Source organism: Methylibium sp. Pch-M, from assembly GCF_004136295.1.
GTDB classification, from domain to species: Bacteria; Pseudomonadota; Gammaproteobacteria; order Burkholderiales; family Burkholderiaceae_C; genus Methylibium; species Methylibium petroleiphilum.
Genome location: NZ_CP029606.1, coordinates 1,993,407 through 2,010,478, shown reverse-complemented (window position 1 = coordinate 2,010,478; position 17,072 = coordinate 1,993,407). Strand labels below are relative to the sequence as shown.

At 70.5% G+C, this 17,072-nt stretch carries 18 protein-coding genes; 10 read left to right on the top strand and 8 right to left on the bottom strand.

Features of this window, described 5'->3' with window-relative positions; genetic code table 11:
• Nucleotides 1-41: 41 nt before the first annotated feature.
• The 3 genes from C1M51_RS09750 (at nucleotide 42) to C1M51_RS09740 (ending at nucleotide 3,941) form a co-directional block, all read left to right on the top strand.
• A complete protein-coding gene (locus tag C1M51_RS09750; protein ID WP_129449396.1) occupies nucleotides 42-2,858 on the top strand; it encodes an ATP-binding protein in 2,817 nt (938 codons plus the stop codon).
• A gap of 143 nt (nucleotides 2,859-3,001) precedes the next feature.
• Nucleotides 3,002-3,244: a hypothetical protein gene (locus C1M51_RS09745; protein WP_129449394.1), complete on the top strand. Its 243-nt coding sequence runs from the start codon at nucleotides 3,002-3,004 to the stop codon at nucleotides 3,242-3,244.
• A 52-nt stretch (nucleotides 3,245-3,296) separates the two neighbouring features.
• Nucleotides 3,297-3,941 (top strand): DNA-3-methyladenine glycosylase I, encoded by a 645-nt coding sequence (locus tag C1M51_RS09740; RefSeq protein ID WP_129449393.1) that lies wholly within the window; start codon nucleotides 3,297-3,299, stop codon nucleotides 3,939-3,941.
• Nucleotides 3,942-3,960: 19 nt separating this feature from the next.
• Here the strand turns inward: C1M51_RS09740 and C1M51_RS09735 are convergent, their stop codons facing one another.
• Both C1M51_RS09735 and C1M51_RS09730 read right to left on the bottom strand, forming a co-directional pair.
• Nucleotides 3,961-4,599, bottom strand: a complete 639-nt coding sequence (locus C1M51_RS09735; RefSeq protein WP_129449391.1) for a phosphatase PAP2 family protein — start codon at nucleotides 4,597-4,599, stop codon at nucleotides 3,961-3,963.
• A gap of 116 nt (nucleotides 4,600-4,715) precedes the next feature.
• Complete coding sequence (locus C1M51_RS09730) at nucleotides 4,716-4,952, bottom strand: hypothetical protein (RefSeq protein WP_129449390.1); 237 nt, start codon at nucleotides 4,950-4,952, stop codon at nucleotides 4,716-4,718.
• A gap of 124 nt (nucleotides 4,953-5,076) precedes the next feature.
• Between C1M51_RS09730 and C1M51_RS09725 the strand changes: the two genes are divergently transcribed.
• Both C1M51_RS09725 and C1M51_RS09720 read left to right on the top strand, forming a co-directional pair.
• Nucleotides 5,077-6,612, top strand: a complete 1,536-nt coding sequence (locus C1M51_RS09725) for an MFS transporter (protein ID WP_129449388.1) — start codon at nucleotides 5,077-5,079, stop codon at nucleotides 6,610-6,612.
• Nucleotides 6,609-7,631, top strand: coding sequence for a M48 family metallopeptidase (locus tag C1M51_RS09720; protein ID WP_129449386.1), 1,023 nt, complete (start codon nucleotides 6,609-6,611; stop codon nucleotides 7,629-7,631). Before C1M51_RS09725 ends, C1M51_RS09720 begins: the two co-directional genes overlap by 4 nt.
• A gap of 18 nt (nucleotides 7,632-7,649) precedes the next feature.
• On the opposite strand, the gene C1M51_RS09715 is transcribed toward C1M51_RS09720, so the two are convergent.
• The 3 genes from C1M51_RS09715 to C1M51_RS09705 are packed head-to-tail and all read right to left on the bottom strand — an operon-like array spanning nucleotide 7,650 to nucleotide 9,352.
• The gene (locus C1M51_RS09715) at nucleotides 7,650-8,297 is read right to left on the bottom strand and encodes an MBL fold metallo-hydrolase (RefSeq protein WP_129449384.1); all 648 of its coding nucleotides are present in this window, start codon (nucleotides 8,295-8,297) and stop codon (nucleotides 7,650-7,652) included.
• Nucleotides 8,298-8,310: 13 nt separating this feature from the next.
• Nucleotides 8,311-8,529: a hypothetical protein gene (locus C1M51_RS09710; protein WP_129449382.1), complete on the bottom strand. Its 219-nt coding sequence runs from the start codon at nucleotides 8,527-8,529 to the stop codon at nucleotides 8,311-8,313.
• Nucleotides 8,530-8,560: 31 nt separating this feature from the next.
• Nucleotides 8,561-9,352 (bottom strand): exodeoxyribonuclease III, encoded by a 792-nt coding sequence (locus tag C1M51_RS09705; RefSeq protein WP_129449380.1) that lies wholly within the window; start codon nucleotides 9,350-9,352, stop codon nucleotides 8,561-8,563.
• 28 nt (nucleotides 9,353-9,380) lie between these two features.
• Between C1M51_RS09705 and pyrE the strand changes: the two genes are divergently transcribed.
• Both pyrE and C1M51_RS09695 read left to right on the top strand, forming a co-directional pair.
• A complete protein-coding gene (gene pyrE / locus C1M51_RS09700) occupies nucleotides 9,381-10,085 on the top strand; it encodes an orotate phosphoribosyltransferase (protein WP_129449378.1) in 705 nt (234 codons plus the stop codon).
• Nucleotides 10,086-10,112: 27 nt separating this feature from the next.
• Nucleotides 10,113-10,826, top strand: a complete 714-nt coding sequence (locus C1M51_RS09695; RefSeq protein WP_129449376.1) for a hypothetical protein — start codon at nucleotides 10,113-10,115, stop codon at nucleotides 10,824-10,826.
• 16 nt (nucleotides 10,827-10,842) lie between these two features.
• Here C1M51_RS09695 and gatB read toward each other — a convergent pair whose 3' ends face one another.
• The 3 genes from gatB to gatC all read right to left on the bottom strand — a co-directional run bounded on the left by gatB (nucleotide 10,843) and on the right by gatC (nucleotide 14,187).
• Nucleotides 10,843-12,291 (bottom strand): Asp-tRNA(Asn)/Glu-tRNA(Gln) amidotransferase subunit GatB, encoded by a 1,449-nt coding sequence (gatB, locus tag C1M51_RS09690; RefSeq protein ID WP_129449374.1) that lies wholly within the window; start codon nucleotides 12,289-12,291, stop codon nucleotides 10,843-10,845.
• A 106-nt stretch (nucleotides 12,292-12,397) separates the two neighbouring features.
• The gene (gene gatA / locus C1M51_RS09685; protein ID WP_129449372.1) at nucleotides 12,398-13,891 is read right to left on the bottom strand and encodes an Asp-tRNA(Asn)/Glu-tRNA(Gln) amidotransferase subunit GatA; all 1,494 of its coding nucleotides are present in this window, start codon (nucleotides 13,889-13,891) and stop codon (nucleotides 12,398-12,400) included.
• Nucleotides 13,888-14,187: an Asp-tRNA(Asn)/Glu-tRNA(Gln) amidotransferase subunit GatC gene (gatC, locus tag C1M51_RS09680; RefSeq protein WP_129449370.1), complete on the bottom strand. Its 300-nt coding sequence runs from the start codon at nucleotides 14,185-14,187 to the stop codon at nucleotides 13,888-13,890. Before gatC ends, gatA begins: the two co-directional genes overlap by 4 nt.
• A gap of 287 nt (nucleotides 14,188-14,474) precedes the next feature.
• Between gatC and C1M51_RS09675 the strand changes: the two genes are divergently transcribed.
• From C1M51_RS09675 to mreD, 3 genes are all read left to right on the top strand, one after another.
• Nucleotides 14,475-15,518 carry a rod shape-determining protein gene (locus tag C1M51_RS09675; protein ID WP_011827684.1) on the top strand — a complete coding sequence of 348 codons (1,044 nt, stop codon included), beginning with the start codon at nucleotides 14,475-14,477 and terminating at the stop codon, nucleotides 15,516-15,518.
• An 85-nt stretch (nucleotides 15,519-15,603) separates the two neighbouring features.
• Nucleotides 15,604-16,539: a rod shape-determining protein MreC gene (gene mreC / locus C1M51_RS09670; protein WP_011827683.1), complete on the top strand. Its 936-nt coding sequence runs from the start codon at nucleotides 15,604-15,606 to the stop codon at nucleotides 16,537-16,539.
• On the top strand, nucleotides 16,536-17,057 hold the full coding sequence (gene mreD / locus C1M51_RS09665; RefSeq protein ID WP_011827682.1) for a rod shape-determining protein MreD: 522 nt from the start codon (nucleotides 16,536-16,538) through the stop codon (nucleotides 17,055-17,057). Before mreC ends, mreD begins: the two co-directional genes overlap by 4 nt.
• Nucleotides 17,058-17,072: the final 15 nt, after the last annotated feature.

Sequence of the window (17,072 nt, the reverse complement as noted above, 5' to 3'; positions counted from 1 at the left end):
GGCGGCGACGCCACAATACGCGGGCCCGCCCCCGCGACACCATGCCGATCCCCTTCCACCCCCGAGAGGCGCAGCGTCTGACGCTGCTGCGCGAACTCGGGGTGCTCGGTGGCGCAGCAGGTGCCGGCCTCGACGCGTTGACCGCTTGCGCGGCGCGGCTCACGGGTGCGCCGCTGGCAGCGATCTCGCTGGTCGACGACGACGCGCAGTGGTTCCTGTCGCGCAGCGGCTTCGAGCTCGCCCAGATACCGCGCAGCCAGGGCTTCTGTTCGCACGCGATCCTCGGCGAGGGCCTGTTCACCGTGCCGGACCTGGCCCGCGACCCCCGCTTTCGCGACAGCCCGCTGGTCACCGACGGCCCGCGCGTGCGCTTTTATGCCGGCCAGCCGCTGGCCATCGACGGGCTGGCCGTCGGGACGTTGTGCGTGTTCGACCTCCAGCCCCGCTCACTCGGTGCCGGCGAACGCGAAGCGCTGGCGCAACTGGGCTGTGCCGCGGTCGAACTGCTGCAATCGCGGCAGGGCCTGCGCGAAGCGTCGCAGCTGCGCGAGCGCCTGTTCGACTTCGCGCGCGCCGGCGGTGACTGGATGTGGGAGAGCGATGCACGGCATCGCTACCGGTGGCTCTCCGACGCTTTCCAGCCCATCACCGGCATCGACCCGCGCCGGCAGCTCGGCGAACCCATCACCGACGCCCAGCTGCTCGACGCCGACGGGAGTCCGCGGGTGCCGGCGCAGTACTACCGGGCGCTGCTCGACCGCCAGGAGCCGTTCGCACGGGTGCTGACCGCCAAGCACACGCCGCGCGGGCTGCTCTACCTGTCGCGCAGCGCGGTGCCGGTGTTCGACGCGGCCGGCCGCTTCGAGGGCTATCGCGGCACGGTGCGTGACGTCACGTCGACGCTGGCGGCAGCCAGCGAGGCCCGTCGCGGCGAGGTCACGCTGCGCGAACTGGCCGCGCAGGTGCCGGGCATGCTGTTCACCTTCGAGGAGCATCCCGACGGCCGGGCCGGCTACCCCTTCGTCAGCGATGGCGCCGAACGCGTGCTCGGGATGGCGGCGGCCACGCTGCAGGCCGATGCGCTGACTTTCTTCCGCCACGTTCACCCACCGGATCTCGCGCCGCTCGGCAAGGCCCTGGCCGAGGGCGCGGCGCGGCTGACACGGCTGGAGCACAGCTTCCGCATGACCTTGCCCGATGGCTCGCTGCGCTGGTTCGAGATGCGTGCGGCGCCGACGCGCCTGGGCGACGGTGGCACGCTGTGGCATGGCTTCACTGCCGACGTGACCGCGCGCAAGGCGATCGAGGAGGCGCTGCAGGCCCATGAAGAGCGCTGGCAGATCGCCGCCGACGCAGCGCGCATCGGCATCGCCGAGTTCGTGCTGGCCGACGGGCTGGTCAACCTCGACCGCCGCGCCTGCATCAATCACGGACTTTCGCACCCGCATGGCCGGGTGACGCTCGACGACTGGATGGCACAGATCGATCCGGCCGATCGCGACGCCGTGATGGCCGGCATCGGCGAGGCGCTGGCCGGCGAACGACCGTTCGAGGGCCGCTACCGGATCCGCCAGCCCGATGGCAGCGTGCGCTGGCTCGAGTTCGTGGTGCGTGCCACGCGCGACGAGGCCGGCGCGCCGACCGGCGTCATCGGCACCTGCCGCGACGTGCACGAGCAGCAGCTGGCCGACGAGTTGTCCCGCGGCATTCAGGAGGCCGAGCGAGCGAGCCGCGCCAAGAGCGAGTTCCTGTCGCGGGTGAGCCACGAACTGCGCACGCCGCTGAACGGCATCCTCGGCTTCACGCAGCTGATGGCGCTGGACGAGGACCACCCGCTGGCGGCTCCGCAGGCGCAGCGCCTCGCGAGCGTGCAGCGGGCCGGCAACCGGCTGCTGAATCTGATCAACGACGTGCTGGAGATCAGCCGCATCGAAAGCGCCGAGGTCGCGGTGCGCACGCTGGCCGTCGATCTCGACGCCGCGCTGCACGCGAGCCTGAGCCTGGTGCAGTCGCTGGCGCGCGGGCGCTCGATCACCCTCGAGCCGACGCCACCGAGCGGGCTGTGGGTCAGCGGCGATGAGCGTGCGCTCGAACAGGTGCTCGTGAACCTGCTGTCCAACGCCATCAAGTACAGCGGCGAACAGAGTCCGGTGGTCTTGAACCTGCACCGCAGCGACGGGACGGTGAAGATCGCGGTGCGCGACCGGGGCGTCGGCCTGACGGCCGAGCAGCAGGCGCGGCTGTTCCAACCCTTCGATCGACTGGGTGCCGAACGGCGCCGCATCGAAGGCAGCGGTCTCGGCCTGGTGATCGCGCGCCAGCTGGCAGAGGCGATGGGTGGTCGCATCGATGTCGTCAGCGTGCCGGGTGTCGGCTCGACCTTCACCTTGCAGTTGCCCGAGGCCGAGGAGCCGAGCGGCAGCGCCTACCTCGCCACGCAGCCCGCAGCCTTGCTGCACGAACCGCCCGCGCCGCGGCGCGCGCAGCGGCAGGTGGTCTACATCGAGGATGAACTGCTGAACCAGGTGTTGCTGCAGGAGGTGTTTCGAGCCCGCCCCGACTGGCAGCTCCACATCGCCGACGACGGCGCCAGCGGCCTGCGGCTGGCGCGCGAGCTCTCCCCGCACCTGATGCTGATCGACATGAACCTGCCCGACACCAACGGACTGGCGCTGGTGCAGGCCTTGCGCGCCGATCCGTCCACGCGGGATCTGCGCTGCATCGCGCTGTCGGCCGACGCGATGAACGAGCAGATCGCCGCGGCGCGCCGTGCCGGCTTCGACGACTACTGGACCAAGCCGATCGATGTGGCGCAGGTGCTGGCCGGGCTCGACGCCGTGCTGGACGGCACCGCCTGACGCCTGCCGTCACGCCCCGTCACCGCTCCGGTTTCGCCCCGCGGGGGCCCTCGGCCCGGTGCCCCCGCGGGGCCGCCCTCGGGGCGATGGTCGCCACGCCAGGCGGCGGCGACATTGAAGGCACACGCTCAACGGAGGCCTTCATGATGCTCAGCTTCAGCTTCACCCCTCGTCTGTTCGCCCGCAAGACCTCGGCGCTGGCCCTGGTGCGAGCGCGCCGCGCCGCACGCGAGGACGACCGTGCAGCGGCAGCCGAGGACGGCCTGCCGGCCTGCGGCTGGTTCGATTCGAGCTACGAGCTGCGTCGCGGCCTCGCCGTCACCGAGCACGGCGGCCTGGAAGACGGCGCGACGGTGGCACTGGCCGTCGCGGTGTGGTTGCACTGAAGATGCCGGACGGCTCTCCGGCAGGCATGATGCGCGCCGAGGAGTCCACCGCATGAGCCCACCGCTTCCCGCCGGCCTGTTCGACACCGCCTCCGATGGCGCGCCACGCTGCACCTGGTGCGCGGCCACGCCGGCCTACCAGCACTACCACGACCACGAGTGGGGCTTCCCGGTCACCGACGACCGGCGGCTGTTCGAGAAGCTCTGCCTCGAAGGCTTCCAGGCCGGCCTGAGCTGGCTCACCATCCTGAACAAGCGCGAGAACTTCCGCGCCGCGTTCGCCGACTTCGACGCCGAGCGGCTGTCGCGCTACACCGGGCGCGACGTCGAGCGGCTGCTGGGCGACGCGGGCATCGTGCGCCACCGCGGCAAGATCGAATCGACGCTCAACAACGCCCGCCGTGTGATCGAGTTGCGCGCCGAGTTCGGTTCGCTGGCGGCCTACGCCTGGCGCCACGAGCCGGCGCCCGCCTCGCGCCCCCGCCGCATGACGCTCGAGGCACTGAAGACGCAGACCACTTCGCCCGAGTCGGTGGCGATGAGCAAGGACCTGAAGCGGCGCGGCTGGAGTTTCGTCGGTCCGACCACGGTCTACGCGTTCATGCAGGCGATGGGGCTGGTCAACGACCACCTTGACGGCTGTCACGTGCGCGAACGAGCGCTGCAGGCGCGGCGCGGACTGCAGCCGCCACGCTGACGGCCGGGGCCCGGCCCGCTCAGCCGGGCGGCCGCAGGCGGTGCAGATCGGCCCGCGTGAAGAGCACGTCGCGATCCGACAACACCTTGGCCAGCCGCTGCACCATCCCATGCGTCCCCGATGGCGCGGCGACCACGGGCATCAGCGTCAGCCAGCCCGCCAGCCCGACCACCAGCCAGTGCTTCGGCAGCGGCGGCGGATGACGGGTCTCGAGCATCAGCGCGACCGCGCTCGCCGCCCCGCCCACCGCAAAGCCCAGCACGACCTCCGACACCGAGTGCGCGCCGATGACGACGCGCGACAGCGAAATCACCGCCGCCAGCGCATAGCCGGCGGCGATCGCCCAGCGCGGCGGCACCGCGGCCGGGCTGGCCAGCGTGCGCGCCAGCACCGGGTAGATCGCGGCGGCCAGCATCGCGTGCCCCGACAGGCCGGTGAAATCGAGCGCCTCGATGCCGAGGCCCCATCCCATGAACGCGACCTTGGTCACCAGCGTGAGGAAGGCTGCGGAGCCCAGCAACAGCAGCCATGCGAACAAGGGCCGCCGACTCGGCGTGGCCCACCACCACCACGCCGCGGCCAGCAGCGCCATCGGGATCACGATGCCGGATTCGCCGAATCGGGTGAGCCAGTGCCAGGAGGCGTATGCGAATGTCATCGGGGAGCGGGTGGGGAGCGGTCGAGCGGCGCCGGTGCGCGGTTCCAGGAAAAAACAAGCGGGCCGTACCGCAAGGCACGGCCCACGCGAGACGCGACGCAAGGATCGCGCCGCGCTCAGATGCCGAGGATCTTCTTCGCGTCGCCCAGCGCCTTCATCGATGCGTCGTGCTTGCCGGCCTTGTGCGCGGCCTCGCCTTCGCTGCGCAGGGCCTTGACCTTGGCCAGGTCGGCCTCGCCCAGATTCGGTGAACTGGCGAGCTTGGCGTCGATCGCCTTCATCTCGTTCGGACAATTGTGGGCCATGGCGGCGCCGGCCGCGACGGCCAGCACCAGGGGGAGCAGCTTCTTCATCGTCGGGTCTCCTGTGAATGAGGAATAGGCCACGGTCGAGGCCCGTCGGCACTGTAGTCCGGTCGTCGACTCCCTGCCGACGGCCGGGGCGGGCGCGGCAGGGGCTCTCCCTAGAATGCCCGCAATGACCGCCGTGCCTCCCGTTGCGCCCGCCTCCACGACGGCCCGCCCTGCCTACCGGCGCAAGCTGTTCTGGGTGGCCCTGCTGTACTTCAGCGAAGGCCTGCCGCTGGGGGTGTTTTTCGACCTGTTCCCGGTCTACTTCCGCCAGCACGGCGTGAACCTCGCCGACATCGGCCTGCTGTCGCTGCTGGGCCTGGCCTGGACCGTGAAGTTCCTGTGGGCGCCGATGGTCGACTGGGCGCGCCGGCACCGCTGGTGGGTCGCTGCGGCCAACCTCGGCATGGCCGCCGTGATGATCGGCTTTGCCGTGTTCGGTCTCGCGCTCGGGCCCTGGGTGTGGGTGGCCATCGGCTGTTTCACCGTGCTGTCGGCCACCAACGACATCGCGACCGACGGCTACACGATCGAGCTGCTCGATCAGCGCGAGTACGGCCTGGCGAACGGCCTGCGCATCGGCTTCTACCGCGCCGGCATGCTGACCGCCGGGGTGCTGCTGATGGTGTCGGGCGCGCTCGGCTGGAGCGCGGCCTATGCACTCGGGGCGGTGGTGTTCGGTCTCAACGCCGGCATGGCGCTGCTGGCGCCGGCGGAGCGGCCGCGCGTCGGCGCGCCGCCCAGCAGCGTGGGCAAGGAGCTCGGCCTGCTGCGCGCCCAGCCGGGCTTCCTGGTCGCGCTGGGGCTGGTGCTGGTCGGTCTGCTGTGGCCGGTGCTGGGGCCGCTGGCCCGCGCGCTGCAGTGGAGCGCCGTGGAGGCGGTGAGCACCACCTGGTGGTTCCGCGGCGCGCTGCCGGTCGGCCTGATGTTCGCCGGCGCGGCACTGCTGGTGCGCGCGGCGCGCGCACCGCAGGCGCTGGCGCTGCGCGACGGGCCGGTGTTCGGCGCCTGGGTCGAGCTGCTGCTGCGGCCCGGCATGGTGGCGGTGCTGGCCTTCATCCTGCTGTTCAAGCTGGGCGACGCGGCGATGGGCTTCATGGTCAAGCCGTTCTGGGTCGACGCCGGCTTCACGGCCGGGCAGATCGGCTTCGTCAGCGTGAACCTCGGGCTGGCGCTGTCGATCGCCGGCGGGCTGGTCGGCGGCTGGTATGTCGACAAGCGCGGCATCTTCCGTGGTCTGTGGGTGCTGGGCCTGTGGCAGGCGCTGTCCAACCTCGGCTACGCGGGCACGGCGTGGGCCGTGCCGCTGCTGACGCCGGGGGCGGCCGCGACGATCGGCGTCGAGCCGCTGCACCAGGCCATCGTCTACTCGGCCAGTGCGCTCGAGAGCTTCACCGGCGGGCTGGGCACCGGCGCCTTCCTCGCCTTCCTGATGGGCATCACCAGCAAGGCGCGCGCGACCACCGAATACGCCATCCTGTCGAGCATCTTCGCCTTCAGCCGCGCCGTGGCCGGCTGGGCCGGCGGCATCGGGGCCCAGGAGCTGGGGTATGCCGTCTACTTCTTCCTGACGTTCTGGCTGTCGTTCCCGGCCTACCTGCTGTTGCCGTCGGTGCGCCGGATGCTGGAACGCGAAGCCGCCCCCGGAGTCTCATCGTCATGAGCCAGTTCACCTCGTCCCCCCGCTACCACTGCAGCCTGTGCGCCGCCTTCGCGCGGCTGAACGCGCCGGAGGAGGCTGTGGACGCCACCGCGCCCGCCCGATCCGGGCGTCGCCGCTTCAACGCCGCGCTGGCTGGCGCGGGCGCCGCGCTGCTGCTGCCGGCTGCCGGCGCGCGCGAGGGCGTCGACGTCGGCAAGCAGTCGAGCTTCTCGAAGCTGGTGCCGGCCGAGCAGGTCGAGCAGGCCGCGACGCAGCAGTACGCACAGCTGCTCCAGGAGGCCCGCAACAAGAACGCGCTGGTGGGCGCGGACGACACGCAGACCGTGCGGCTGCGCGCCATCGCGCGACGCATCATCCCGTTCACGCCCGAATGGAACGGGCGGGCGCCCGGCTGGAAGTGGGAGGTGAACCTGCTGGCCAGCAAGCAGATCAACGCCTTCTGCATGCCGGGCGGCAAGATCGCCTTCTACACGGGCCTGATCGAACAGCTCAAGCTGACCGACGACGAGGTCTCGATGGTGATGGGCCACGAGGTCGCGCACGCGCTGCGTGAGCACGCCCGAGAGCGCATGGGCAAGTCCACCGCCACCAACATCGGCCTGGAGATCGGCGCGGCCCTGCTCGGACTGGGCAATGCCAGCCGCACCCTCGCCGGCATGGGCGCGCAACTGCTGCAGCTCAAGTTCAGCCGCGACGACGAGTCCGAGGCCGACCTGGTGGGCATGGAGCTGGCCGCGCGCGCCGGCTACGACCCGCGCTCCGGCGTGAGCCTGTGGACCAAGATGGGCCAGGCCACCGGCGGCGGGGGAGGGGGCAGCGGCAACAAGCTGGCCGAGTACGGCTCCACCCACCCGCAGGGGCCCACCCGCATCCGCGACATCGAGGCCAACTTGCCGAAGGTGCTGCCGCTGTACGACCGTGCGCCCAAGCCGACGCAGCGCTGGGACGCCGGGCTGGCCGACAGCGGCGACCGCAAGGCGACCAAGCCCGCTGCACCGCAGCGCGAATCATCGCGCTGAGCGCCCGGCGGCGCGCGCTCAGAGGTCGCGCACGTAGGGGTTGTGGCGCCGCTCGCGGCCGAAGCTGCTCTCGGGCCCGTGGCCGGGGATGAACACGGTGTCATCGCCGAACGGCCAGAGCTGGGTGCGGATCGCGTTCACCAGCGTGTCGTGATCGCCCTGCGGGAAATCGGTGCGACCGATGCCGCCGGCAAACAGCACGTCGCCGACGAAGGCCCGTTGCGCCTCTCGCGAGACGAACACCACATGGCCCGGCGTGTGCCCGGGACAGTGCCGCACCTCGAGCTCGCAGTCGCCCAGCGTCACGCGGTCGTCCGAGCCGCCGGGGCAGAGCCAGCGCGTCGGCGTGAACGGCTCGCTGGGGGGAAAGCCGAACATCCGGCTCTGCTGCGCCAGCCCGTCGATCCAGAACTGGTCGGCCACGTGCGGCCCGATGATCGGCAGCGCGTCCTCGCGGGCGAGCTGCGCGGTGCCGCCCGCATGGTCGATGTGCGCGTGGGTCAGCCAGATCGCCTCGAGCGTGAGCCCCAGCCGCCGCACTTCGGCCCGCAACTTCGGCAGCTCACCGCCGGGATCGATGACGGCGGCGCGGCGCGTGGCGTCGCACCACACGACGGAGCAGTTCTGCTGGAAGGCGGTGACGGGGACGGTGAGGTAGCGCAGCATGCCGCGTCGCCGCTCACTTCCTGCCGGCCAGGCCGACGACCAGCACCAGCGCGCCCACGCCGAGCAGCAGGTAGCCCACCACCGGCGCGGGCTTCTTGTGGTCGGTGGTGGTGATCTCCAGCGGGCCGAGCTTGGCCACGGTTTCTTCCTTGTCGAAGCTCAGGACACCGGCCGAGATCAGCCCGCCCGCCACAAGCAACAGGACGCCGACGATCAAGGCAGCGGTGCGCATGAGAAATCTCCTGGAAGAACACGGTGCAAGTTCACAGCGAAAGTTCGTAGTCGACGGTCAACGGGGCGTGATCGGAAAAGCGCTGCGCCTTGTAGACCGACGCCGAGCGCGCCAGCGCGGCGAGTGCCGGGGTCGCCAAGTGGTAGTCGATGCGCCAGCCGACGTTGTTGGCCCAGGCCTGGCCGCGGTTGCTCCACCACGTGTAGGCCTCGCCGGTGTCGTCGGGCCGCAGCGTGCGGTGCACGTCGACCAGGCCCAGTTCGTCGAGCGCACGGCTCATCCACGCACGCTCCTCGGGCAGGAAGCCGCTGTTCTTCTGGTTGCTCTTCCAGTTCTTCAGGTCGATTTCCCGGTGCGCGATGTTCACGTCGCCCACCAGGATGAACTCGCGGGTCGCCTTCAGCAGCTCGAGGTAAGGGTAGAACAGGGCCAGGAAGCGGAACTTGGCCTGCTGCCGCTCGTCGGAGCTGGAGCCGCTGGGAAAGTAGCAACTGATGATCGACAGCTTGCGCTGCGGCGTGTCAAAGCGGGCCTCGACGTAGCGCCCCTCGGCATCGAACTCGGGCTCGCCGATGCCGGTGATCACGTCGCTCGGCGTGCCGCGCGTGTACAGGCCGACGCCGGAATAGCCCTTCTTGTCGGCGTAGTGGAAGTGGCCCTGCAGGCCGGCCACCCGGTCGAAGCGCCCGCCCAGGTCGGCCGCCTGGGCCTTGAGCTCCTGCACGCCCATACAATCGATGGCGCTTTTCTCGGCCCATTCGACCCAGCCCTTGTTGGCCGCGGAACGGATGCCGTTGAGATTGAGCGAGACCAGACGCAACACGACGCACCTTCCAATTCCAGCAGTCCAGATGAGCACCTTCGGCGGCCCGGGCGCGGTGGCACAAGACGACCTCGCGCAGGACTTCGTGGCCTTCGCGGTCGAGGCCGGCGTGCTGCGCTTCGGCGAATTCAAGACCAAGGCCGGGCGCCTGTCCCCGTATTTCTTCAACGCCGGGCTGTTCGACGACGGCGCCAAGCTGGGCCGCCTCGCCGAATTCTATGCACGCCGGATGCAGGCTTCCGGCCTGGCCTTCGACATGATCTTCGGCCCGGCCTACAAGGGCATCACGCTGGCCGCCGCGGTGGCGGTCGAGCTCGCCCGGCTCGGCCGCAACCTGCCGTATGCGTACAACCGCAAGGAAGCCAAGGATCATGGCGAAGGCGGCCAGCTTGTCGGCGCCAAGCTGCACGGCCGCGTTGTGATCATCGACGACGTGATTTCGGCCGGCACCTCGGTGCGCGAGTCGGTCGCGATGATCCGGGCCGCCGGGGCCGAACCCTGCGGCGTGGCCATCGCGCTCGACCGCCAGGAACGGGCCACCGAAACCACTCAAGACGGCGTGCGCGATGCCGATCATTCCGCGGTGCAGTTCGTGCAGCGTGAGCTCGGCCTGGCGGTCTGCGCGATTGCGACGCTGTCGGACTTGCTGCAGTATCTGGCGCGCCAGGCCGACCCGGCGCTGGCGCAACACCTGCCACGGGTGCAGGCCTACCGGGATCGCTACGGCGTCTGAGACATGAAGGAACGGGGAGCGGGCGGGATGAGGATCTGTCGTGTGCGCGGACTGAACGCCGCCCTGATGCTCGGCATGCTGGGGTCGCTGGCAGTGGACGCCTCGTCGCAGGAGGTCAAGCAGGGCAGCGCCATCTACACCTGCACCAATGCCGCCGGCCGCACCCTGACGCGGGACCGCCCGATCGCCGAGTGCATGGACCGTGAGCAGCGCGTGCTCAACAGCGACGGTTCGCTGCGCACCGTGCTGCAACCCAGCCTGACCTCCGACGAGCGCGCGGTGCACGAGGAAGCCGAGCGCCGCAAGGCGCAGGAGCGCGCGAACAAGCAGGAGGCGATCCGCCGCGACCGCAACCTGCTGGTGCGCTTTCCGAACGAGGCCGCGCACAACAAGGCCCGAGACGCCGCGCTGAACGCCACGCGCAGCGGCATCCAGGCCTCGGAGCAGCGCCTGGCCGACCTGCAGAAGGAGCGCAAGCCGCTGCTCGACGAGGCCGAGTTCTACAAGGGCAAGAACCTGCCGGGCAAGCTCAAGGGGCAGATCGAGTCGGTCGACGTGAGCATCGAGGCGCAGCGCGCGCTGATCGTCAACCAGCAGGCCGAGGTCGGTCGCATCACGGCGCTGTTCGACGCCGAACTGGCCCGGCTCAAGCGGCTGTGGGGTGGCGCCGATCCGGGATCACTCGGCCCGCTGCCGCAGTCGGCGCTGGCCGGTCAGGCCGCGCCGCCGCCCAAGCCCTGAGCCACGGCGGCCGCCGTCAACCGAGCTTCTTCTTCAGCAGCTCGCTGAGCTGCGTGGGGTTGGCCTTGCCCTTGCTCGCCTTCATCGCCTGACCGACCAGCGCGTTGAAGGCCTTGTCCTTGCCGGCGCGGTATTCGTCCACCGACTTCGGATTCGCGGCAAGCACGGCGTCGACGATGGCGGAGAGCTCGCCGCTGTCGGACATCTGCTTCAGGCCCTTGGCGGCGATGACCGCGTCGACCTCCGTCTCGCCGTTCCACAGCGCATCGAACACCTGCTTCGCGCCGTTGTTCGAGATCGTGCCGTCGGCGATGCGGGCGATCAGCGCCGCGAGCGTCGCCGGGCTCACCGGGCTCGCATCGATGCTGCGTTCCTCGGCATTGAGCCGCCGCGACAGCTCGCCCATCAGCCAGTTCGCCGCCAGCTTGGCCGGCGCACCGGCGGCCTTCGTGGCTTCGTAGTAGCGCGCCACCGCGAGGCTCTGCGTCATCATCGAGGCGTCGTAGGCGGCCAGGCCGTCCTCGCGCTCGAAGCGCGCCGCCATCACGCGCGGCAGCTCCGGCATCTCGCCGGTCACGCGCGCGATCCATTCCGGCGCGATCACCAGCGGCGGCAGGTCGGGGTCGGGGAAGTAGCGGTAGTCGTGCGCGTCTTCCTTGGTGCGCATCGCTCGCGTCTCGCCGCTGTCGGGGTTGAACAGCACGGTGGCCTGCCGGATCGCGAGACCGTCCTCGATCTGGTCGATCTGCCACTGGATCTCGAAGTCGATCGCCTGCTGCAGGAAGCGGAAGCTGTTGAGGTTCTTGATCTCGCGCCGCGTGCCGAACGGCGCACCGGGCCGGCGCACCGAGACGTTGGCGTCGCAGCGGAAACTGCCTTCCTGCATGTTGCCGTCGCAGATGCCCAGCCACACCACCAGCGCGTGCAGCGCCTTCGCGTACTCGACCGCCTCCCTGCTGGAGCGCATGTCGGGTTCCGAGACGATTTCCAGCAGCGGCGTGCCGGCACGGTTGAGGTCGATGCCGCTCAGGCCGTCGAAGGCATCGTGCACCGACTTGCCGGCGTCCTCTTCCAGGTGGGCCCGCGTCAGCCGCACCTGGTGGGGCACGTCGGCCAGGTAGAACTCCACCGTGCCGCCCTGGACCACCGGCAGCTCGTACTGGCTGATCTGGTAGCCCTTGGGCAGGTCGGGGTAGAAGTAGTTCTTGCGCGCGAAGATCGACAACGGCGCGATCTGGCCGCCCACGGCCAGGCCGAAGCGGATCGCGCGCTCGACCGCGCCGCGGTTCATGACCGGCAGGCTGCCGGGCAAGGCCAGGTCGACTGCACAGGCCTGGGTGTTCGGCGCCGCGCCGAAGGCGGTGGGCGCGCCGGAGAAGATCTTCGACGCGGTGGACAGCTGGGTGTGGGTCTCGAGGCCGATGACGACTTCGTAGCCGCGGATCAGCGCGGGGGCGACGTTCATGTCAGACCTCCCGCCGGGCCGCCAAGGGCCACGAAGGGGCCCCTGCGCGGCCCTTGGCGGTCTGCGCCCCCTTGGGGGGCAGCGAGCAACGTGAGCGTAGGGGTCGTCATGCGTAGCCCTCCGGCGCGCGGAGATGGAAATCGGTGGCCTGCTGGAAGCTGTGGGCGGCGTGCAGCAGCTGCGCCTCCTGCCAGTAGTTGCCGATCAGCTGCAGGCCGACCGGCAGCCCCCCCTCGCCGAATCCCGCCGGCGCGCTCAGGCCCGGCAGACCGGCCAGGCTGGCCGGCAGCGTGAAGATGTCGGCCAGGTACTCGGCGACCGGGTCGGTCTGCGAGCCCAGCCGGCGCGCGACGGTCGGCGCCACCGGGCCGGCGATCAGGTCGCAGTGGGCGAACGCGGCCTGGAAGTCGTCGGCGATCATGCGGCGCAGCTTCTGCGCCTGCAGGTAGTAGGCGTCGTAGTAGCCGTGGCTCAGCACGTAGGTGCCGATCATGATGCGTCGCTTGACCTCGGCGCCGAAGCCTTCGCTGCGGCTCTTGCGGTACATGTCGAGCAGGTCGCCGTACTGCGCGGCGCGGTGGCCATAGCGCACGCCGTCGAAGCGGCCCAGGTTGGAGCTCGCCTCGGCGGGGGCGATGATGTAGTAGACCGGGATCGACAGCTCGGTGCGCGGCAGGCTCACGTCGACCAGCGTGGCGCCGAGCTTCTCGACCTCCGCCAGTGCAGCACGTACCGCCTGCGTCACGTCGCCGGCCACGCCGGCACCGAAGAACTCGCGCGGCAGCCCGACGCGCAGGCCGCGCAAAGGCTGGCCGGCGTTCGCACCATCGCGCGGAGCGCGCAGCAGCGCGGCGAAATCGGGCACCGGCTGCTGCGCCGAGGTAGCGTCGCGCTCGTCAAAGCCGCTCATCGCGCCCAATAGCAACGCGCAGTCCTCGGCGCTCTTGGCGATCGGGCCGGCCTGGTCGAGGCTGGAGGCGAAGGCGATCATCCCGTAGCGCGAGCAGCGTCCGTAGGTCGGCTTGATGCCGGTCACGCCGGACAGCGAGGCTGGCTGGCGCACCGAGCCGCCGGTATCGGTGCCGGTGGTCGCTGGCACCAGCCGCGCCGCCACCGCCACCGCCGAGCCGCCCGACGACCCGCCCGGGATGCGCTCCGTGTCCCAGGGGTTGCGGACCGGCCGGATCGCCGAGTTCTCGTTGCTGCCGCCCATCGCGAACTCGTCGCAGTTGAGCTTGCCCAAGGTCACGGTGCCGGCCGCCTTGAGCTTCGCGACGACCGTCGCATCGAAGGGCGAGCGGTAGCCGGCCAGCATCTTCGAGGCCGCGGTGCTGGGAAAGTCGGTCGTGACGAAGATGTCCTTGTGGGCCAGCGGCACGCCGTCGAGCGCGCCGAGAGCCTCGCCGCGGGCGCGCCGCTCGTCGGCCGCGCGGGCCTGCCGCAGCGCCAGCTCGGCGTCGGTGCACAGGAAAGCCCCCAGGTGTTCATGCGCGGCAACGCGCGCAAGCAGGTGTGACGTGACTTCGGCACTCGATACCGTCTTGGCGGCCAGCCGGGCCGACAGGTCGGCCACGCCGAGCTGGTGCAGCTCGGCGCTCATTCGATCACCTTGGGCACGAGGTACAGCCCGGCCTCGACGGCCGGTGCGCTGCGCTGGTTGGCCTGGCGCTGGTCGACCTCGGTGACCACATCTTCGCGCAGCCGCAGCGCGACCTCCTGCACGGCCGACAGCGGCGTGTAGAGCGGCGCGACGCCGGTGGTGTCGACCGCGCGCATGCGCTCGACGATGTCGAAGAAGCCGTTCAGCTGGCTGAGCATCGCGGACTGCTCCGCCTCGCTGAGTTCGAGCCGGGCCAGCAGGGCGATGCGGCTCACGTCGGTGGGGGTCAGGGCCATGGAAGGGGCGAAATGGAGGGACGCAACGGCTCTGCGCCAGAGAACTGCCGCGATTCAACGCCGCTTTTCGCAGGCGTCGCGCTGGGGCCGTGCGGTATTATCTTCGGAGTTCCTCACCCGGCCGGGATGGAGGCGTTCACTACGCAACGAGCGCAGTGGGGGCGCAGACATCGCGACCGGCCTGCTGGCCCAGATCGCTTCGAACACCGCCCCTCCCCATACCCAGGCGGCGCAGCCCTCGTAGCCCCCGGCTTCCTCGCTGCGGCGCCCTGCAGAAACGCCAAGACATGTTCGCCTCCCTGCGACGCTATTTCTCCACCGACCTCGCGATCGACCTCGGCACCGCCAACACGCTGATCTACGTGCGTGGCAAGGGCATCGTGCTCGACGAGCCTTCGGTCGTCGCGATCCGTCACGAAGGCGGCCCCAACGGCAAGAAGACCATCCAGGCCGTCGGCGCCGAGGCCAAGGCCATGCTCGGCAAGGTGCCGGGCAACATCGAGGCGATCCGGCCGATGAAGGACGGCGTGATCGCCGACTTCACCGTCACCGAGCAGATGCTCAAGCAGTTCATCAAGATGGTGCATCCACGCTCGGTGCTCAAGCCCAGCCCGCGCATCATCATCTGCGTGCCCTGCGGCTCCACACAGGTGGAACGGCGTGCGATCCGCGAGTCGGCGCTCGGCGCCGGTGCCTCCGAGGTCTACCTGATCGAGGAGCCGATGGCCGCGGCCATCGGCGCCGGCCTGCCGGTCAGCGAGGCCACCGGCTCGATGGTGGTCGACATCGGCGGCGGCACCACCGAGGTCGGCGTCATCTCGCTCGGCGGCATGGTCTACAAGGGCAGCATCCGGGTCGGCGGCGACAAGTTCGACGAATCCATCATCAACTACATCCGCCGCAACTACGGCATGCTGATCGGCGACCCCACCGCCGAGGCCATCAAGAAGCAGATCGGCTCGGCCTTCCCGGGGTCCGAAGTGCGCGAGATGGAGGTCAAGGGCCGCAACCTCAGCGAAGGCGTGCCACGCAGCTTCACGATCAGCAGCAACGAGATCCTCGAGGCGCTGACCGATCCGCTGAACAACATCGTCTCCAGCGTCAAGAACGCGCTGGAGCAGACGCCCCCCGAACTTGGCGCCGACATCTCCGAGCGCGGCATGATGCTGACCGGCGGCGGCGCGCTGCTGCGCGACTTGGACCGCCTGCTGGCCGAGGAAACCGGCCTGCCGGTGCTGGTGGCCGAGGACCCGCTGACCTGCGTGGTGCGCGGTTGCGGCATGGCGCTGGAGCGCATGGAGCGCCTGGGCAGCATCTTCACCTCCGAGTGATCCCGACCCGGCTCGCATCCCCGATGCAGTCCCGAAGCCGGCACGTGCCCCACGTGGCCGGCTTCGTCGTTCACCGCCGAGCGCCATGCCTCTAGGCACCCTCGATCGCACTCCGCCGCCGTTCTTCAAGCAGGGCATGTCGGCCCTGACGAAGCTGGTGTTCTTCTCGGCATTCGCGCTGTTCCTGATGGTGGCCGACACGCGCTTCAAGCTCACGCAACCGCTGCGCGCGGCCCTGTCCACCGCACTGCACCCGGTCGAGCGCGTGCTGCTGGTCCCGGTCCGCGCCTGGGACACGGTGCACGACTACTTCACCGGGATCGCCGGCGCGCGTGAGCGCGAGACGGCAGCGCTGGTGCAGCTGGCCGCCCAGTCCGAGGTGGCGGCGCGCGTCGGCCCGCTGACCGAGGAAAACCAACGCCTGCGCGAGCTGCTGGCACTGCGCCCGCAGTTCACCGTGAACACCGAGGCGGCCGAGGTGCTGTACGAGGCCGCCGATCCCTACTCGCGCAAGATCGTGATCGACCGCGGTGCGACGCACGGCGTGGCGCCTGCCTCGCCGGTGATCGACGCCGCGGGGGTGCTTGGCCAAGTCACGCGCGTCTACCCTCTGGCGTCGGAGGTGACGCTGCTGACCGACAAGGACGCGGCGATCCCGGTGCTGAACGTCCGCACGCAGGCTCGAGCGGCCGCCTACGGCGATCCGTCCACCGTGGCCGCCGGCGCCGGCATGGAACTGCGCTTCCTCGCCAGCAATGCCGACATCGAGCCGGGCGATGTGCTGAACACCTCGGGCGTCGACGGCGTCTACCCGCCCGGGCTGTCGGTGGCCAAGGTGGTCGCGGTCGATCGGCGCGCCGGCACTACCTTCGCGAAGGTCACGCTGGCCCCGGCGGCGCGGCCCGACAGCGTGCGCCACGTGCTGGTGCTGCAGCCGCTCGGCCTGCAGCTGCCGCCCCGCCCCACCGAGCCGGCGGCCAGCGAAGCCGCGCCGCGCCGCCGACCGGGAGCACGCCGATGATCATGCCGCGCAGTTCCGACCAGCTGCTGCTGCCGGTCAACCCGGTGTTCATGTGGGGTTCGCTGCTGCTGGCCCTCACCTTCAACCTCATCCCGTTCGGCCGCGTCAACGCGATGCCCGACGTGCTGGCGCTGGCGCTGGTGTTCTGGAACGTGCACCAGCCGCGCCGCGTGGGCATCGGCGCGGCCTTCGTGTTCGGCCTGTTGATGGACGTGCACCAGGGCGCGCTGCTGGGCCAGCACGCGCTGGCCTACACGCTGCTGAGCTTCTTCGCCACCACCATCCACCGCCGCCTGCTGTGGTTCTCGGTGCTCGGGCAGGCGCTGCAGGTGCTGCCGCTGTTCGTCGCGGCGCACGCGGTCTCGGTGCTGGTCCGGCTGGCGGCCGGCGGCGTGTTCCCGGGGTGGAACCTGGTGTTCGCGCCGGTGATCGAAGCGTTGCTGTGGCCGGTGGCTGCCGTGCTGCTGCTGGCGCCGCAGCGCCGTGCGCCGGACCGGGACGAGAATCGACCGCTGTGACCGCAGCGCGGCAAC